Origin of the sequence: Sulfuriferula plumbiphila (assembly GCF_009938015.1) — a bacterium.
In the GTDB taxonomy this organism is placed as follows: Bacteria; Pseudomonadota; Gammaproteobacteria; order Burkholderiales; family Sulfuriferulaceae; genus Sulfuriferula; species Sulfuriferula plumbiphila.
On sequence record NZ_AP021884.1, the window covers coordinates 1,898,383 to 1,913,299 of the forward strand.

Here is a 14,917-nt window from a genome sequence, read left to right on the forward strand (position 1 = left end):
GCTGGCGCCAGGGAGTCGAGCATTGTTGTCACGCTCTCGTATAAACTGTGCGATTCGCTTGATCGCAACCAATCATGAAACCTGTACCGCTCGCAAACCTAGCACAGCTCGCCGAATTTGACGAGATTATCGATGTGCGCTCGCCCGGTGAATATACCGATGACCATATTCCCGGCGCCCTGAATTTCCCGGTCATGGATGATGCCGAACGCGCGCGCGTGGGCACGATATACAAGCAGGTTTCCGCCTTCGATGCCAAAAAAATCGGGGCGGCGCTGGTGTCGCGCAACATCGCCCGCCATCTCGAGGATTATTTCGCCGACAAGCCGCGCGGCTGGAAACCGCTTATCTATTGCTGGCGCGGGGGCGGCCGCAGCGGCTCGCTGGCGCATGTGTTGAAGCAGATTGGTTTTGGCGCCGCCCAGCTGGATGGGGGTTACAAGACCTACCGCCGCGCGGTGGTAGCCGAACTGGATAGCCTGCCTGGGCGTTTTGATTTCCGTGTGGTGTGCGGACCAACCGGTTCCGGCAAAAGCCGTTTGCTGCAAGCGCTGCTGGCATCCGGCGCGCAGGTGCTCGACCTGGAGGGACTCGCCGCGCATCGCGGCTCGGTACTGGGCAATCTGCCGGATGCGTCGCAACCGCCGCAAAAAATGTTCGACAGCCAGTTGTGGTGGGCACTGCAACACTTCAACCCGGGCCGCCCGGTGTATGTCGAAGCAGAAAGCAAAAAGATCGGCTTGCTGCGTGTGCCCGATGCGCTGCTGGCGCGCATGCGTGAGGGTGGCTGCGTGCGCGTGGAAGTGGCGACGCCGCTGCGGGTGGCCCTGCTCAAGGAAGAATACGCCCACTTTCTAGCCAACCCCGCCGCCCTCAAGGAAAAGCTCGATTGCCTGCTTGGCCTATACGGCCAGGAGATCATTGCGCGCTGGAACGCACTGGCCGAACAGGGCGCATGGGACGAACTGGTGCTGGCTTTGCCGGAAAGGCACTACGACCCGGCGTACGGCAAGTCCACGCTGAAAAATTACCCTCATTACACCGACACGGCGCCGATTGTGGTGGAAAATATCAGCCCGACCGGTTTTCTCTCGGCAGCGCAACGCATCCTAGAACAAGCTTGACGGGCTGGATTGAGATGCTAGCTTTAAAACGTAGCACCTTCATAGACCCCCTGCCCAAGGAACTTGTCCTGGCCGCGTGAATCGTGAAATCGACTGGGTGAAACGGCCTCATTCCTGACAGCTCCAGCCTGGAATGGGGTGTAACCGGTTGCGGCGCATGCCGGTTCAATGTTTTGCGGGTTTAATTGCTGATGAAAAGAGGAACCATGACCACTACCTGGATCGTTGTAGCAAACGCAAGTCTAGCCCGCCTCTATATCAATAATGGCCCGAAACAGGGTCTCCAGCTCCTCAAGGAACTCAGCCATCCAGAAAGTCGCGAAAAAGCCTCGGATCTGGTCTCCGACCGCCCCGGCCACAATCCCGGTTCAGGTAACGGCCATGGGTCTTTCGTACCCGCTACTGATCCGAAACAGCATGAAGCCGAACGTTTCGCCCAGGAATTATCGAAGGAACTGGAGCATGGGCGTGCTTCCAACCACTATGGACGTCTCATTATGGTGGCCTCTTCGCCATTCATCGGTGTACTCAACCAGCGGCTAACCGGCCATGTACGCAATCTGGTGAGTGAAACCATCGAAAAGGACTACACGCGCGCCACGCCCAGGGAACTCTCCGGGCATCTGGAGCACTGTATCTATCTTTGATCGGCCCTCCCTCGCCCGCTGCGGGTGAGGGTTTCACATCAATGGCCAGCGCCGCATCACGCGGTAATTTGTACCCTCAGCCGTGGTTTCCGATTGCACCAGGACAAACTCGCGTACCTGCCAATACAATGCCCGGGGAGGCGGTATAGGCTGTTCGCAGCGGGCTTTTCGCAACAGGGTAATGTGCGGAGCGAACGGCTTGCTGTCGTCAAAAGCCAGCCCGGCATCATTGAGCGCGGCATGCAGGCGGCTGGTCAGACTGGTGAGCGCCGCGGGCGGCTGGCTGGTGCCTGCCCAGAGTATCTGATTGCGGCACCAGTAGCCTACCCGGTCTATTTGCCAATCGAATGCTGGCGAACTGATTTGCGCTGCAGCCGCATACAGTTGTTGCAACTGGTAAACGGGCAGCGCACCGATGAAAGCCAGGGTGAGGTGGAGGGTTTCCGGACGCATGGCATGCCCGCCGCAATCTGCGCTGAGGCGGCTTCCCAGGCGATGCAGCGCGGTTTGCAATGCACGGTCCGGCCACAGCGCGAAAAATACCCGCAGCGTTGCCGGCTGCTTATCAGCCACCGTGCCGGCTCAACAAACACACCGCTTCCGCAGCGATGCCTTCGCCGCGTCCGGTGAAACCGAGCTTTTCAGTGGTGGTGGCCTTGACGTTGACGGCATCCAGCGCCACGCCCAAATCCCCGGCGATATTTGCCTGCATCCGCGCAATATGTGGCGCCATTTTGGGGGCCTGGGCGATAATGGTGGAATCCACGTTCACCACGCTGTAACCGCGCTCGGTCAACAGGCGCGCCACTTCACGCAGCAGGTGGCGGCTGTCTATGCCCTTGAAGCGGGCATCGGTATCGGGGAAGTGGCGGCCGATGTCACCCAGCCCCGCCGCGCCCAGCAGCGCATCGCAGATCGCGTGCACCAGCACGTCCGCGTCGGAATGCCCGGCCAGACCCAGCGGGTGGGCAATCTCCACGCCGCCCATGATGAGCTTGCGCTGTGCTGCGAAGGCGTGAACGTCAAAACCATGCCCAATGCGTAAATCAGTCATCCGGATTCTCCAGGATCAGACGCGCCAGATAGAGATCGCGCGGATAAGTCACTTTGAAATTGCTGTTGTCCGCCGCCACCAGCAAGGGGCGGTGTCCCAGCGCCTCGATGGCGCGCGCCTCGTCGGTGGGCACCGTATCGCGCATCTGGTGCAGGGCATGCAGCAGCATGACATGACGGAACATCTGCGGAGTTTGCGCCTGCCATAGCCCTTCGCGCGGCTCGGTCGTGCACACATGCCGGCTGGTATCGGCGCGCTTGAGCGTGTCTGCTACCGGCATCGCCAGCAATCCACCCACCGGGTCGCTGCCCGCTTCATCCAGCAAGCGGTCAAGTTGGGCTGCGGAAAGGCAGGGGCGCGCGGCATCGTGCACCAGCACCCAGTCGTTTTCCGCCACCTCGCTTGCCATCGCCACCAGTCCATTGCGCACGCTGTCGGCACGAATGCTGCCGCCGCAGCGCAATACGCTTAACTTGGACGCGAATTCGCGCCAGTCGTAATCATCCCAGTAAGCGTCCGCGGGCGAGATCACCACATACACCCGGCGGATGCGCGGAGAGCCGGCAAGCCGCCGCAAGGCATGGTAAATCATTGGCTTGCCGGCAAGGTCGAGGTACTGTTTGGGCCGCTTCCCTCCCATGCGGGAGCCGTTGCCTGCTGCAGGAATCAGGGCGTAATGGTCAGCCATATTGGCGGTGCGCAAAGATACGGATTATCCGGCGGGATGAATAATCTGCGCAAGCGGTGTGGGTCTAAAATCTGAAGAGACTATATTGTCTTGGCGGCAATCGCCTCCACATTGGAATCATTGAGACCATTGGGATTAAGTGGGGAAGCTGATATGTCTGCAACCACCCGTCCGTGCGCAGTCGCCGGACTGTTCTACCCGGCTGAGGCCGGCCTGCTGGCCGGCCAGGTGCAGGCTTTGCTGGAGAACGCCCAGGCCACCGAAGCCGCGCGTCCACCCAAGGCCGTGATCGTGCCCCACGCCGGTTACGTCTATTCCGGCGCCATCGCCGCCAGTGGCTACGCCCGGCTGCGCCCGCTGCGCGGCAAGGTACACCGCGTAGTCTTGCTGGGGCCGGTACACCGGGTGCCGGTACGTGGTCTGGCGGCGCCCAGCGTGCAGGCTTTCGCCAGCCCCATGGGCGAAGTACTGCTGGATACCGGAGCTTTGGCTGCACTGGCTGATCTGCCGCAAGTGGTGATAAACGATCGTTGCCACGCCCAGGAACACGCGCTGGAGGTGCACCTGCCTTTTTTGCAAAGCGTGCTGGGCGAGTTCAAACTGGTGCCGCTGGCGGTAGGCGACGCCAGCGCCAATGAAGTCGCTGAAGTGCTGGAGCGTCTGTGGGGCAACGATGAAACCCTGATTGTGGTGAGTTCCGACCTGTCGCACTACCTGCCCTACGCCACCGCGCAACAACTGGATGCGGTAACTGCCCAGGCCGTGCTCGACCTGCATGCGGATATCAACCACGACCAGGCTTGCGGCGCCACGCCGGTGAACGGCCTGCTGCTGGCCGCCAGGGGTCACGGGTTGCAAGCGGAACTGCTCGACTTGCGCAATTCCGGCGATACCGCCGGCGACAAAAGCCGGGTAGTAGGCTACGCTGCTTTTGCCTTTTACGAGGATGAAACCCATGACCACTGAACTGGGAAAAACGCTGCTCGCCATAGCCCGTGCGACCATCGCCGACGCCCTGGGTAATCCGGCGCGGGCGGATGAATCCGCACCGTGCCTGCATGCTCCCGGCGCCAGCTTCGTCACGCTGACCCAGCAGGGCGAGCTGCGCGGCTGCATCGGCACGCTGGAGGCGCATCGCCCATTGCTGTCAGACATCAAATCCAACGCACTGGCGGCAGCATTCCGCGACCCGCGTTTCGAGCCATTGCAGCACAGTGAACTGGGTATTACCGAGGTGGAAGTGTCGCTGCTCTCGCCGATCCAGCCCATCGATTTCGCTGGCGAGACGGACGCCCTGGCGGCATTGCGCCCCGGCATGGACGGTGTGGTGCTCGAATACCGCCACTACCGCAGCACCTTCCTGCCCCAGGTGTGGGAGCAGTTGCCGGAGCCGGGATTATTCATGGCCCACTTGAAGCGCAAGGCCGGTCTGCCGGAGAATTTCTGGGCTGAAGATTTACGCCTGTCGCGCTATAGCGTGAGCAAATGGAGGGAGAGTGCGCTATGAGCACCCCAATGACAGCCGCATCCGGCTACCCTGCCCGCTACTGGCATTTTATCGAGGACGGCCGCATCCAGTGCGACCTGTGCCCGCGCGACTGCAAGCTGCACGAGGGACAGCGCGGTGCCTGCTTTGTACGCCAGCGCGTCGGCGCGCAGATGTTCCTGACCACCTATGGCCGCTCCTCGGGATTTTGCATTGATCCCATCGAGAAGAAACCGCTCAATCATTTCTATCCCGGCAGCAGTGTGCTGTCCTTTGGTACAGCCGGCTGCAATCTGGCGTGCAAGTTCTGCCAGAACTGGGACATCAGCAAATCCAGGGACATGGACCGCCTGATGGATCAGGCATCGCCCGCAGCCATCGCCGACGCGGCCGAGCAGCACGGCTGCAAGAGCGTGGCGTTCACCTACAACGATCCGGTGGTTTTTGCCGAATACGCCATGGACGTGGCGGATGCCTGCCATGCGCGCGGGATCAAAACCGTTGCGGTGACGGCGGGATATATGCATGATCAGCCGCGGCGCGACTTCTACGCCAAAATGGATGCCGCCAACGTGGACCTGAAAGCCTTCACCGAGGATTTCTACTTCAAACTCACCGGCTCGCAATTGCAGCCGGTTCTGGACACGCTGGTGTACCTCAGGCATCACACCGACGTGTGGTTCGAGATCACCACCCTGCTCATTCCCGGCAAAAACGACTCGGATGAGGAGCTCACCGCCATGGGCCAGTGGATCATGCGCGCACTGGGGCCGGACGTACCGCTCCACTTCACTGCCTTCCATCCCGACTACAAAATGGAAGATCTGCCCGCCACCCCGCCTGCGACGCTCACCCGTGCCCGCGACATTGCCCTGCGTGCCGGTCTGCGCTACGTTTATACTGGCAACGTATATGACCTGGTGGGGGGCACCACCTCTTGTCCCAGTTGCCACGCGCCGCTGATCGTGCGTGACTGGCACCAGATCATCCAGTACCGGCTCACCCCGCAAGGCCATTGCCCGGATTGCGGTGCGCAGCTCGCCGGGCGGTTCGAGACATTTAACAGCCAGTTTGGGCGGCGGCGTATTCCCATTGCCATCAACATGCGGCGCGGGGGGTGATTTAAACCGTCGAGCATAGCTCAGGAGTGCCCAAAATAGGCAATCCCGTGAGCAGGCCGTCGGGGATTCGGAAGGAGACAAAGCTAATGGCAACGCCCGAACTGGAGCAACGCGCACATATACCAGAAGGTGACATCCACATTGCGGGCATGCTGGAATTGCCGGAAGACGCTGCGGGCGTCGTCCTGTTCGCTCATGGCAGCGGCAGCAGCCGCCACAGCCCGCGCAATAACTACGTGGCGCGGGTACTGCGCGAAGCCGGGATAGGGACGCTGCTGATGGACTTGCTCACGCGCGAGGAGGACAGCGCTTACCAAACCCGCTTCGACATCTCCTTGCTGACCCGGCGCCTGCTGGCCGCCACCGCCTGGGTGAACAACCATGCCGCTTGCCGCACCTTGCCGATTGGCTATTTCGGTGCCAGCACCGGCGCCGCTGCCGCCTTGCAGGGCGCCGCCGAACTGGGCGAAAAAATTGCCGCCGTGGTATCGCGCGGCGGCCGCCCCGACCTGGCCGGGTCCGACGCCCTGGGTCGGCTGATTTCCCCCACCCTGCTGCTGGTGGGCGGTTTCGACGATGTAGTGATCGATCTCAACAGGCAAGCTTACGCGCGGATGAACTGCGAAAAACGGCTTACCATCGTTCCCGGCGCCACCCACCTGTTCGAGGAACCCGGCACGTTGGAGGAAGTGGCTCACCAGGCAGCAACGTGGTTTGGATATTACTTCAAATCCAATCAGCCGCAGGGCGGCATTCCCTCGCCACATTAATCGCGACGCAAAATCCTGACTACCTCCGCATCTTCCACCTGTGGGAAATCGCGGTAAAACTGTCCCACTGCCTGAAAGTTGTACGGGGTTTCCAGACATACCACTTCATCGGCATATTGTCCCACCCGCTCCAGCGTATCTTGCGGCGCCACCGGCACCGCGCACACGAGTCTGGCCGGATTGCGCGAGCGCAAGCCATGCAGGGCGGAAATCATGGTGGCGCCGGTGGCCAGCCCGTCGTCCACGACTATGACAATGCGCCCGGCCGGATCGATAGGCAGGTGCAGCGGCGTATATTCCGCACGCCGGCGGCGGATGGTTGCCAGCTGGCGCTGCTTTTCCTGTTCGATATATTCCGGCGTGCCACCGGCGGAAGCCGCGTAATCCGCAATATAGGTATCTCCCGATTCGTCCACCGAGCCGATGGCGAATTCCGGATTGAACGGCGCTGGCAGTTTCCGCACCAGGACTACATCCAGCTCGCCGCCCAGTGCGTCCGCGATGATGCGCCCCATTGGCACGGCACCGCGCGGAACCGCCAGTACCAGCGGATGCTTGCCCTGGTAGGTCGAAAGCGCCGCTGCCAGTTGCTGTGCGGCGTGGTCACGGTCACGAAATAACATGGCAGACCTCTTAAAAGATAAAACGTCCCGCTTTCAAGATAGCCTTGCCCGCGGTTATTTCCAGCACGAAAAGTTATAATGCGTTCATTTGCGATCCAACATGCTTTTCAATCAGCCGCTCCCCTCCCCTGGACAACGCGTCCGCCTGCCGCCGCTGACCGGCTCTGCCGATGCACTGGCGCTGGCCGAGCTGGCCGGGCTGGCGCGCCCGCTGGTGGTGCTCACCGCCAACGCCCTGGACGCCCAGCGGCTGCTGGAGGAAATCCGCTGGTTCGCGCCGAATCTGAAAACAAACCTGCTGCCGGACTGGGAAACCCTGCCTTACGACCATTTTTCACCGCATCAGGATCTGGTTTCCGAACGTCTGGCCACGCTCTACCAGATTTCTCAAAGCCAGTGCGATGCGGCCATCGTACCGGTGACCACGGCGCTGTACCGTCTGGCGCCACCCGCCTATCTGGGTGCTTATACGTTTTTTCTCAAACAAGGCCAGAAGCTGGATTTAAACGCACTGCGCGGGCAGATGACACTGGCCGGCTACACCGCCGTGAGCCAGGTCATTTCCCCCGGCGAATACAGCGTGCGCGGCGGCCTGCTGGATTTGTTCCCGATGGGCAGCCCGCTGCCGTATCGCATTGACCTGTTCGACGATGAAATCGAGACTATCCGCACCTTTGACGTGGATACCCAGCGCAGCATCTACCCGGTGAATGAAATTCGCCTGTTGCCGGCGCGCGAATTTCCGCTGGACGAGGCCGGTATTGCACGCTTCCGCGAAAATTTCCGCGACCGTTTCGAGGGCGACGCCTCCAAGCGCCAGCTCTACAAGGACGTGAGCAACGGTCTGGCGCCAGCGGGCATCGAGTATTATCTGCCGCTGTTTTTCGAGGCCACCGCCAGCCTGTTCGATTACCTGCCGGACAATGCCCTGCTCTGCCTGCACGGCAATGTGGAGGCCGCCGCGCAGGATTTCTGGCGCGACACCGAATCGCGCTACAAGCTGCTGCGCGGCGATCCGCAGCGACCTTTGTTGCCGCCCGCCGACCTGTTTCTTTCAGTAGACGCACTGTTCGGCGGACTGAAAGGCTATCCGCGCGTTGAGCTCAGCCAGGGCGATACCGAAGGCGGTAGCACGCGCCCGCTGCCCAAGCTGGAAGTCGAACGCCGCGCCGACGATCCCTTGCACCGCATCAAGGATTTCATCAGGCGCTTTTCAGGCCGGGTTGTGCTGCTGGCGGAGAGCCTGGGACGGCGCGAAACCATGGCGCAGTATTTCGCCGAATACGGACTCAAACCCACGCTGTGCGAGGATTACCAGAGCTGCATGGTACAGGCTGCCCGCCTCTTGCTGGGCGTTGCCCCGCTTGGTCATGGCTTTATTCTTGAAGCAGATATACCCAGCGCCTTCGTCACCGAGACCGAACTGTACGCCACCACGGTGCGTGCGCGCAGCCGCGACGGACGCCGCAGCCAGGTGGACGGCATGTTGCGCGACCTGTCCGAAGTCAAGGTGGGCGACCCGGTGGTGCACGCCGACCACGGAATCGGGCGTTATCTTGGTCTCATCAGCATGGATCCGGGTGAAGGCGAGACCGAATTTCTGTTGCTGGAATATGCAGGCAACGACAAGCTTTACGTGCCGGTGTCGCAACTGCATCTGATCGGGCGTTACAGCGGCGCGTCGCCCGAATCCGCGCCGTTGTCCAGGCTCGGCAGCGGCCAGTGGGAAAAAGCCAAGCGCCGCGCCATGCAGCAGGCGCGCGACACTGCGGCCGAGCTGCTCAATCTGTATGCGCGGCGCGCGGCGCGCGAGGGCCATGCGTTTACGCTCAGACCGCATGATTACGAGGCGTTTGCCGAAGGCTTCGGTTTTGAAGAAACGCCCGACCAGGCCGCCGCGATTCAGGCGGTGATTGCTGACTTGTGCACGGCCAAACCGATGGATAGGCTGGTGTGCGGTGATGTGGGTTTCGGCAAAACCGAGGTCGCGTTGCGCGCTGCATTTGTGGCGCTGATGGATGGCCGCCAGGTCGCCGTACTGGTACCCACCACGCTGCTCGCCGAGCAACATTTCCAGACTTTTTCCGACCGCTTTTCCGACTGGCCGGTAAAAATCGCCGAGCTGTCACGTTTCCGCTCCGCCAAGGAAATCGGCCAGGCGCTGGCCGGGCTGGCAGAAGGCAGGATCGACATCGTCATCGGCACTCACAAGCTGCTGCAGAAGGATATGGTGTTCAAGAACCTCGGCCTGGTCATCATCGACGAGGAACACCGTTTCGGCGTCCGTCAAAAAGAGCAGATGAAGGTACTGCGCGCCGAAGTGGACGTGCTGACATTGACCGCAACTCCCATCCCGCGCACGCTGGCAATGTCACTGGAAGGCATCCGCGATTTTTCGGTGATCGCCACCGCCCCGCAGAAGCGCCTGGCGATCAAGACCTTCGTGTCGCGCTACTCGGATGGCGTGATCCGCGAAGCGGTGCTGCGCGAGCTGAAACGCGGCGGCCAGGTGTATTTCCTGCACAACGAGGTGGAAACCATCCTCAACATGGAAGCCAAGCTCGCCAAACTGCTGCCCGAAGCGCGCATCCGCGTTGCCCACGGCCAGATGCCGGAGCGCGAACTGGAGCACGTGATGCGCGACTTCCATCAGCAACACGTCAATGTGCTGCTGTGTACCACCATCATCGAAACCGGGATTGATATTCCCACCGCCAACACCATCATCATGAACCGCGCCGACAAGTTCGGCCTGGCGCAGCTGCACCAGTTGCGCGGCCGCGTCGGGCGCTCGCACCACCAGGCCTATGCCTATCTGCTCACGCCGGAGGAAGAGGCACTCACCCCTGCTGCCAAAAAGCGCCTGGAAGCCTTGCAGACGATGGAAGACCTGGGTGCGGGCTTTTATCTCGCCATGCACGATCTGGAGATACGCGGCGCCGGCGAGGTGCTGGGCGATTCACAAAGCGGCAGCATGCAGGAGATCGGTTTCAGCCTGTACAACGACATGCTCAATCACGCCGTGGCAGCGCTGAAAAAAGGCATCGAACCGGACATGAACCAGCCGCTCGGGGTGACCACTGAAATCAATCTGCACACACCTGCCCTGCTGCCTGACAGCTACTGCGGCGACATCCACGAGCGGCTGGTGCTGTACAAACGCTTTGCCAACTGCAGCAGCAGCGACGAGCTGGACGACCTGCACGCCGAGCTGGTGGACCGCTTCGGCCTGCTGCCGGAACCGGCGCAGGCACTGCAGGAATCGCACCGCCTGCGCCTGCTGGCCAAACCGCTGGGGATTGCCAAGCTGGATGCCTCCAGCGAGGCGATCAGCATCCAGTTCGTGCCCAACCCGCCGATCAACCCGGCGCGGATTATTGAGCTGATCCAGACCCGGCGCAATTTCAAGCTGGCCGGCCAGAACAGGCTACGCGTGACGGTCGCCGCGCCGACTTTGGCAAACCGCGTGGACAATATTAGAAAATTGTTTAAAGATCTATCTTAATATCATGAATTATAATTTAATTATTCAGGCTGAATTCATTGCCACCGAGTTCCTGAAACAGCTCGCCAGGCTAAGCGGTGCACACAGGATTCAGGCCATCTCGCAGCAGGCGTTCCGGCTGCTGGGCGCGAATCCGGACAGCCAGGCCGCGGTGGCGGCGTTGTGCAGCGCTGCGGCACTCGATTATGGGTTTATTCCGGCCACGCGGCGGCTCAGTGATTTCGGCCTGGTAGTGATGGATATGGATTCCACCCTCATCACCATAGAATGCATTGATGAAATTGCCGACATGATCGGCGTCAAACCGCAAGTGGCACAGATTACCGAAGCCGCCATGCGCGGTGAGATTGACTTCTCCGAGAGCCTCACCCGGCGCGTGGCGTTGCTGGCGGGGCTGGACGAAGCCGCACTGCAACGCGTGTATGACGAACGCCTGCAACTCTCACCCGGCGCGGAAAAAATGCTCGGCACGCTCCAACAGCACAACATCAAGACACTGCTGGTATCCGGCGGCTTCACGTTCTTCGCGGAGCGCCTGCAGGTACGGCTGGGGCTGGATTACACCGCGTCCAATACACTGGAAGCTGTCGGCGGCAAGCTTAGCGGACGCGTGCTGGGGCAGATCGTTGACGCCCAGGGCAAGGCCGACCATCTCAATCGCATCCGTACCGGGCTGGGGCTGAAGCGCGAACAAGTCGTGGCCGTGGGCGACGGCGCCAACGACCTGAAAATGATGGCTGAGGCAGGCGTATCCATTGCTTACCACGCCAAGCCGGTGGTGCAGGCGCAGGCAAGCTACGCATTGAATTTCACTGGGCTGGATGCCGTCATTCCCCTGCTCGGAATCCAGGAAAATTCAATCTAAAAACGATCAATTTAACCACGGAGCGCACGGAGAAATGAGAAGGCAAAAACCAGGACGCCTCGCCGGTCTTGATTTTTGCCTTCTCATTTCTCCGTGTTCTCAGCGGTTAACTGCTTTTCCAGAGTTAATCCAGCGCGGATCGCGCAGGATCACAGCCATCAGACACGTGCCGCCACAGATCAGGTTTTGCACAAGGTTTCCGCATTTTCGGGCATGTGAATCCAGTTACCCTGCACAAAATCCACACCGATTTCTTTCAGTATCAGCAATACGCGCTCACTGTCCACAAATTCGGCGATAGTCAACAAGCCCATCTGGTGGCCGATCTTGTTAATGGCTTCGACCATCGCCAGATCGATGGCATCGTCTGCCATCTCCTTGACGAAGGCACCGTCAATTTTCAGGTAGTCCACATTCAGATTTTTCAGGTAATTGAGCGATGACAGGCCACTGCCAAAATCATCCAGGGCAAAGCGACAGCCGAGCAATTTGAGTTCGTTGATAAACGCGTTTGCTGCACTGAGATTTGTAATGGCGGCAGTTTCGGTAATCTCGATACACAAACTTTGCGCCAGCGCCGGGTGGGTTGCGAGATGCGCCTTCAGATATTGCACGAAGCCTATATCGCACAGCGAAGCGCCCGACACGTTTACTGCCCAGGTTTGTAGTCCGCTGCCGCCAGATGCGACATAGGCTTCGCACAGCTTGAAGCTGTTTTCCATTACCCAGCGATCCAGCAAGGGCATCAGGTGGTAGCGCTCGGCTGCCGGGATGAACGCCATCGGCAGGATGCATTGACCGGTCTCGTCAATCATGCGCAGCAGCAACTCCACGTGCAATCCCGGTTCATTGGTCTGCAAGGGTTTGATCTGCTGAAAATACAGTCGCAGCCGGTTTTCTGCGATGGCCTGATGGATACGGTTGAACCATTGCATTTCACCGCGGCGCCTGGCCAGTTCGCTGTCTTGCATCTGATACAGGTGAATGCGATTGCGGCCATTATCCTTGGCGGCGTAACAGGCTGCGTCCGCCGCGGTGAGCAGACTGACAACGCTGTCGCTTTCCTGGTTGATCATGACAATACCGATACTGACTCCCACCATGAAGGTTTTTTCGCCCACGCCGAAACGGAAATTCTGCACCATGCTGCGCATGGTTTCGGCAAGCATCAGCGCCTTGCCCTGTGGACAGTTTTCCAGCAGCAGGCCGAATTCGTCGCCACCCAGGCGCGCCAGGGTATCGCGCTCGCGTACTTCCTGCTGCAGATGCAAGGTGAGCTGGCGCAGCAGTTCATCGCCTGCCACATGGCCGCAGCTGTCATTGACGATCTTGAACTGGTCCAGATCCATGTAGCACAGGGCATGCTCTCTACCCTGGTGCTGCGCGCTGGACAAGGCACGCTCCAGCCGCACTTCGAACTCGCGCCGGTTAATCAGCCCGGTGAGCATATCGTGGCTGGCCTGATAGCTGAGTTTGGCGGTGGCCTGCAGAACTTGCTCGTGCAGGTTGTCATGCGCCTGATGCAGCTCGCTCACCATGTCGTTGATACCATTTTCCAGGATGCGGAACTCATCGTCATTGCCATCCAGTTGCACGCGCACTTCCAGATTGCCCTTGCCGATTTTTTCCACGGCACCAGCCAGCTTCATGATCGGTACCGTGATGTCGCGCCCCAGGCGCAGCGCCAACAGGGCAGTAGCAATGAGCGCGGCGATAGTCAGCAGGGCGGCGCTGCGCAGTACCGCATTCTGACGCTCCACGGTGGTCGCGCGGGATAGCTCTATGGTGACGTAGCCCAGAGGAGGGGCATTGTCTTGCTGCCTGACTAAAGACGGCGATGTTGAAGTAAACCCGTAATCATCCGCCTGAATTTCAGTCTGGCTGATAGGCATGCGAAATATTAGCGAGCTGGATTGCGTGGCGACTGTCGCCATCCCTTTCTGGCTGGACAGGAGAATGTCGCCGGACTGGGTGCCAGCCAATTTGCTCTGTTTAAGGCCGTTGCTGGCCAGCACCTTGCCGGTGCGATTCATGATGTACACAGCGATTACATCCGGATCGGCAAGCGCAGAATCGGCCAGCCCCTGCAGTATCTGGCTATTACCGGAAAACACGCCATACGCGCAGGTGGGTGCCAGGTGGCGTGCAATTGCCATGCCGCGTGTGCGCAGTGCCTGATCCAGGTCGGTGATGCGCGACATGGTGAAAAAATAGCCTAAAGACAGTGCCAGCAATGTGGCAGGCAGCAGTGCCAGCAACAGAACCCGGTGACGGATGCTTGATTTCATCATTGCTCCTGCTCCCAGCGCGGCAATGCTTCCTGCAACCCGATCTCGTCAGGCACGCGGATACCCAGCGCCTGAATATCAATTTTGTTATACAGCAGCGCGCCGGGCAGCACCAGCAGCAGGTCGCTGGCTGCCAGCAAGCGCTCCAGCGCTGGCACGATTTCGCTCCTGTTGGGTATCAGTTCGCTGATCACCTGCATTTTCTGCAATCTGGCAGCCGCCAGTAGCGCGCCCAGTTCTTGCCGGTCCTGCTCGGGACGGACCAGGTGAATCAAGGCAAGTTGGCGTGAGTAAGGCTGATCAAGATAAATGGCGCTAATCGGCCGATATTCTCCGTTGACCGGGTAGTCCAGCGCATCGAAGCCGTCTTTGGGAACCAGCACAGCAAGGATGGGAACGCGTGTATCCAGCGCAAGCGCTGCCTGGGTGGCTTTCATCCCGACGCTAACCAGCAGGCGAGTGTCCGCAGACAGGGCGTCTTCGGCACGCGCCAGCGAGGCTTCAGCCGCGACGTCGACGGTGGGACGATCATGCTGCAGTTGCGCGCGAAAACTGTCTGCCACTTCCTGATAAGGTGCGCTTTTATCACTCAACAACACCAGCACGCCTGTTGCCCAGGAAGGTGCACAGAGCAGCAAACCTGGCGCCGTCAATAATATGAGCCGGCACAATACCAGCCAGCTCACGCGCATGGCTGCGCCGGAGCCGGCAAGTGCCGAAAGAAGTGGCACGCGTCTCTGCTTTTA

Annotated in this window: 14 protein-coding genes; 8 read left to right on the top strand and 6 right to left on the bottom strand. The window is 60.3% G+C overall.

Features of this window, described 5'->3' with window-relative positions:
* Positions 1–74 precede the first annotated feature (74 nt).
* Both mnmH and GZH91_RS09905 read left to right on the top strand, forming a co-directional pair.
* Positions 75–1,124 carry a tRNA 2-selenouridine(34) synthase MnmH gene (mnmH, locus tag GZH91_RS09900; protein ID WP_161984242.1) on the top strand — a complete coding sequence of 350 codons (1,050 nt, stop codon included), beginning with the start codon at positions 75–77 and terminating at the stop codon, positions 1,122–1,124.
* A 206-nt stretch (positions 1,125–1,330) separates the two neighbouring features.
* Positions 1,331–1,771: a host attachment protein gene (locus GZH91_RS09905; RefSeq protein ID WP_147072754.1), complete on the top strand. Its 441-nt coding sequence runs from the start codon at positions 1,331–1,333 to the stop codon at positions 1,769–1,771.
* A 33-nt stretch (positions 1,772–1,804) separates the two neighbouring features.
* Here the strand turns inward: GZH91_RS09905 and thpR are convergent, their stop codons facing one another.
* The 3 genes from thpR to ispD are packed head-to-tail and all read right to left on the bottom strand — an operon-like array spanning position 1,805 to position 3,513.
* Positions 1,805–2,344 carry an RNA 2',3'-cyclic phosphodiesterase gene (gene thpR, locus GZH91_RS09910; protein WP_147072756.1) on the bottom strand — a complete coding sequence of 180 codons (540 nt, stop codon included), beginning with the start codon at positions 2,342–2,344 and terminating at the stop codon, positions 1,805–1,807.
* Positions 2,337–2,825: a 2-C-methyl-D-erythritol 2,4-cyclodiphosphate synthase gene (gene ispF, locus GZH91_RS09915; protein ID WP_147072758.1), complete on the bottom strand. Its 489-nt coding sequence runs from the start codon at positions 2,823–2,825 to the stop codon at positions 2,337–2,339. The genes thpR and ispF overlap by 8 nt, the downstream gene beginning before the upstream one ends.
* Positions 2,818–3,513: a 2-C-methyl-D-erythritol 4-phosphate cytidylyltransferase gene (gene ispD, locus GZH91_RS09920; protein WP_147072760.1), complete on the bottom strand. Its 696-nt coding sequence runs from the start codon at positions 3,511–3,513 to the stop codon at positions 2,818–2,820. Before ispD ends, ispF begins: the two co-directional genes overlap by 8 nt.
* Before the next feature lie 153 nt (positions 3,514–3,666).
* Here ispD and amrB point away from each other — a divergent pair, with 153 nt between their 5' ends.
* From amrB to GZH91_RS09940, 4 genes are all read left to right on the top strand, one after another.
* A complete protein-coding gene (gene amrB / locus GZH91_RS09925; RefSeq protein WP_147072762.1) occupies positions 3,667–4,479 on the top strand; it encodes an AmmeMemoRadiSam system protein B in 813 nt (270 codons plus the stop codon).
* A complete protein-coding gene (gene amrA / locus GZH91_RS09930) occupies positions 4,469–5,020 on the top strand; it encodes an AmmeMemoRadiSam system protein A (protein WP_147072764.1) in 552 nt (183 codons plus the stop codon). Before amrB ends, amrA begins: the two co-directional genes overlap by 11 nt.
* A complete protein-coding gene (amrS, locus tag GZH91_RS09935; RefSeq protein WP_147072766.1) occupies positions 5,017–6,120 on the top strand; it encodes an AmmeMemoRadiSam system radical SAM enzyme in 1,104 nt (367 codons plus the stop codon). Before amrA ends, amrS begins: the two co-directional genes overlap by 4 nt.
* An 86-nt stretch (positions 6,121–6,206) precedes the next feature.
* Positions 6,207–6,890, top strand: a complete 684-nt coding sequence (locus GZH91_RS09940) for a dienelactone hydrolase family protein (protein WP_147072768.1) — start codon at positions 6,207–6,209, stop codon at positions 6,888–6,890.
* On the opposite strand, the gene GZH91_RS09945 is transcribed toward GZH91_RS09940, so the two are convergent.
* Positions 6,887–7,513 (bottom strand): phosphoribosyltransferase, encoded by a 627-nt coding sequence (locus tag GZH91_RS09945; RefSeq protein WP_147072770.1) that lies wholly within the window; start codon positions 7,511–7,513, stop codon positions 6,887–6,889. The two genes, GZH91_RS09940 and GZH91_RS09945, sit on opposite strands and share 4 nt — an antisense overlap.
* Before the next feature lie 100 nt (positions 7,514–7,613).
* Here GZH91_RS09945 and mfd point away from each other — a divergent pair, with 100 nt between their 5' ends.
* Both mfd and serB read left to right on the top strand, forming a co-directional pair.
* Positions 7,614–11,018: a transcription-repair coupling factor gene (gene mfd, locus GZH91_RS09950; protein WP_147072772.1), complete on the top strand. Its 3,405-nt coding sequence runs from the start codon at positions 7,614–7,616 to the stop codon at positions 11,016–11,018.
* Positions 11,019–11,022: 4 nt separating this feature from the next.
* Positions 11,023–11,883, top strand: coding sequence for a phosphoserine phosphatase SerB (gene serB, locus GZH91_RS09955; RefSeq protein WP_147072774.1), 861 nt, complete (start codon positions 11,023–11,025; stop codon positions 11,881–11,883).
* 179 nt (positions 11,884–12,062) lie between these two features.
* Here the strand turns inward: serB and GZH91_RS09960 are convergent, their stop codons facing one another.
* Together GZH91_RS09960 and GZH91_RS09965 are read right to left on the bottom strand one after the other, a co-directional pair.
* The gene (locus GZH91_RS09960) at positions 12,063–14,174 is read right to left on the bottom strand and encodes an EAL domain-containing protein (protein ID WP_147072776.1); all 2,112 of its coding nucleotides are present in this window, start codon (positions 14,172–14,174) and stop codon (positions 12,063–12,065) included.
* Complete coding sequence (locus GZH91_RS09965) at positions 14,171–14,902, bottom strand: hypothetical protein (protein WP_147072778.1); 732 nt, start codon at positions 14,900–14,902, stop codon at positions 14,171–14,173. Before GZH91_RS09965 ends, GZH91_RS09960 begins: the two co-directional genes overlap by 4 nt.
* Positions 14,903–14,917 lie beyond the last annotated feature (15 nt).

Bases quoted from the DNA above. Each gene is read 5' to 3' on its own strand.
- mnmH (WP_161984242.1), top strand. From the start codon at position 75: ATGAAACCTGTACCGCTCGCAAACCTAGCACAGCTCGCCGAATTTGAC.
- GZH91_RS09905 (WP_147072754.1), top strand. From the start codon at position 1,331: ATGACCACTACCTGGATCGTTGTAGCAAACGCAAGTCTAGCCCGCCTC.
- ispF (WP_147072758.1), bottom strand. From the start codon at position 2,825: ATGACTGATTTACGCATTGGGCATGGTTTTGACGTTCACGCCTTCGCA.
- ispD (WP_147072760.1), bottom strand. From the start codon at position 3,513: ATGGCTGACCATTACGCCCTGATTCCTGCAGCAGGCAACGGCTCCCGC.
- amrB (WP_147072762.1), top strand. From the start codon at position 3,667: ATGTCTGCAACCACCCGTCCGTGCGCAGTCGCCGGACTGTTCTACCCG.
- amrA (WP_147072764.1), top strand. From the start codon at position 4,469: ATGACCACTGAACTGGGAAAAACGCTGCTCGCCATAGCCCGTGCGACC.
- amrS (WP_147072766.1), top strand. From the start codon at position 5,017: ATGAGCACCCCAATGACAGCCGCATCCGGCTACCCTGCCCGCTACTGG.
- GZH91_RS09940 (WP_147072768.1), top strand. From the start codon at position 6,207: ATGGCAACGCCCGAACTGGAGCAACGCGCACATATACCAGAAGGTGAC.
- GZH91_RS09945 (WP_147072770.1), bottom strand. From the start codon at position 7,513: ATGTTATTTCGTGACCGTGACCACGCCGCACAGCAACTGGCAGCGGCG.
- mfd (WP_147072772.1), top strand. From the start codon at position 7,614: ATGCTTTTCAATCAGCCGCTCCCCTCCCCTGGACAACGCGTCCGCCTG.
- serB (WP_147072774.1), top strand. From the start codon at position 11,023: ATGAATTATAATTTAATTATTCAGGCTGAATTCATTGCCACCGAGTTC.
- GZH91_RS09960 (WP_147072776.1), bottom strand. From the start codon at position 14,174: ATGATGAAATCAAGCATCCGTCACCGGGTTCTGTTGCTGGCACTGCTG.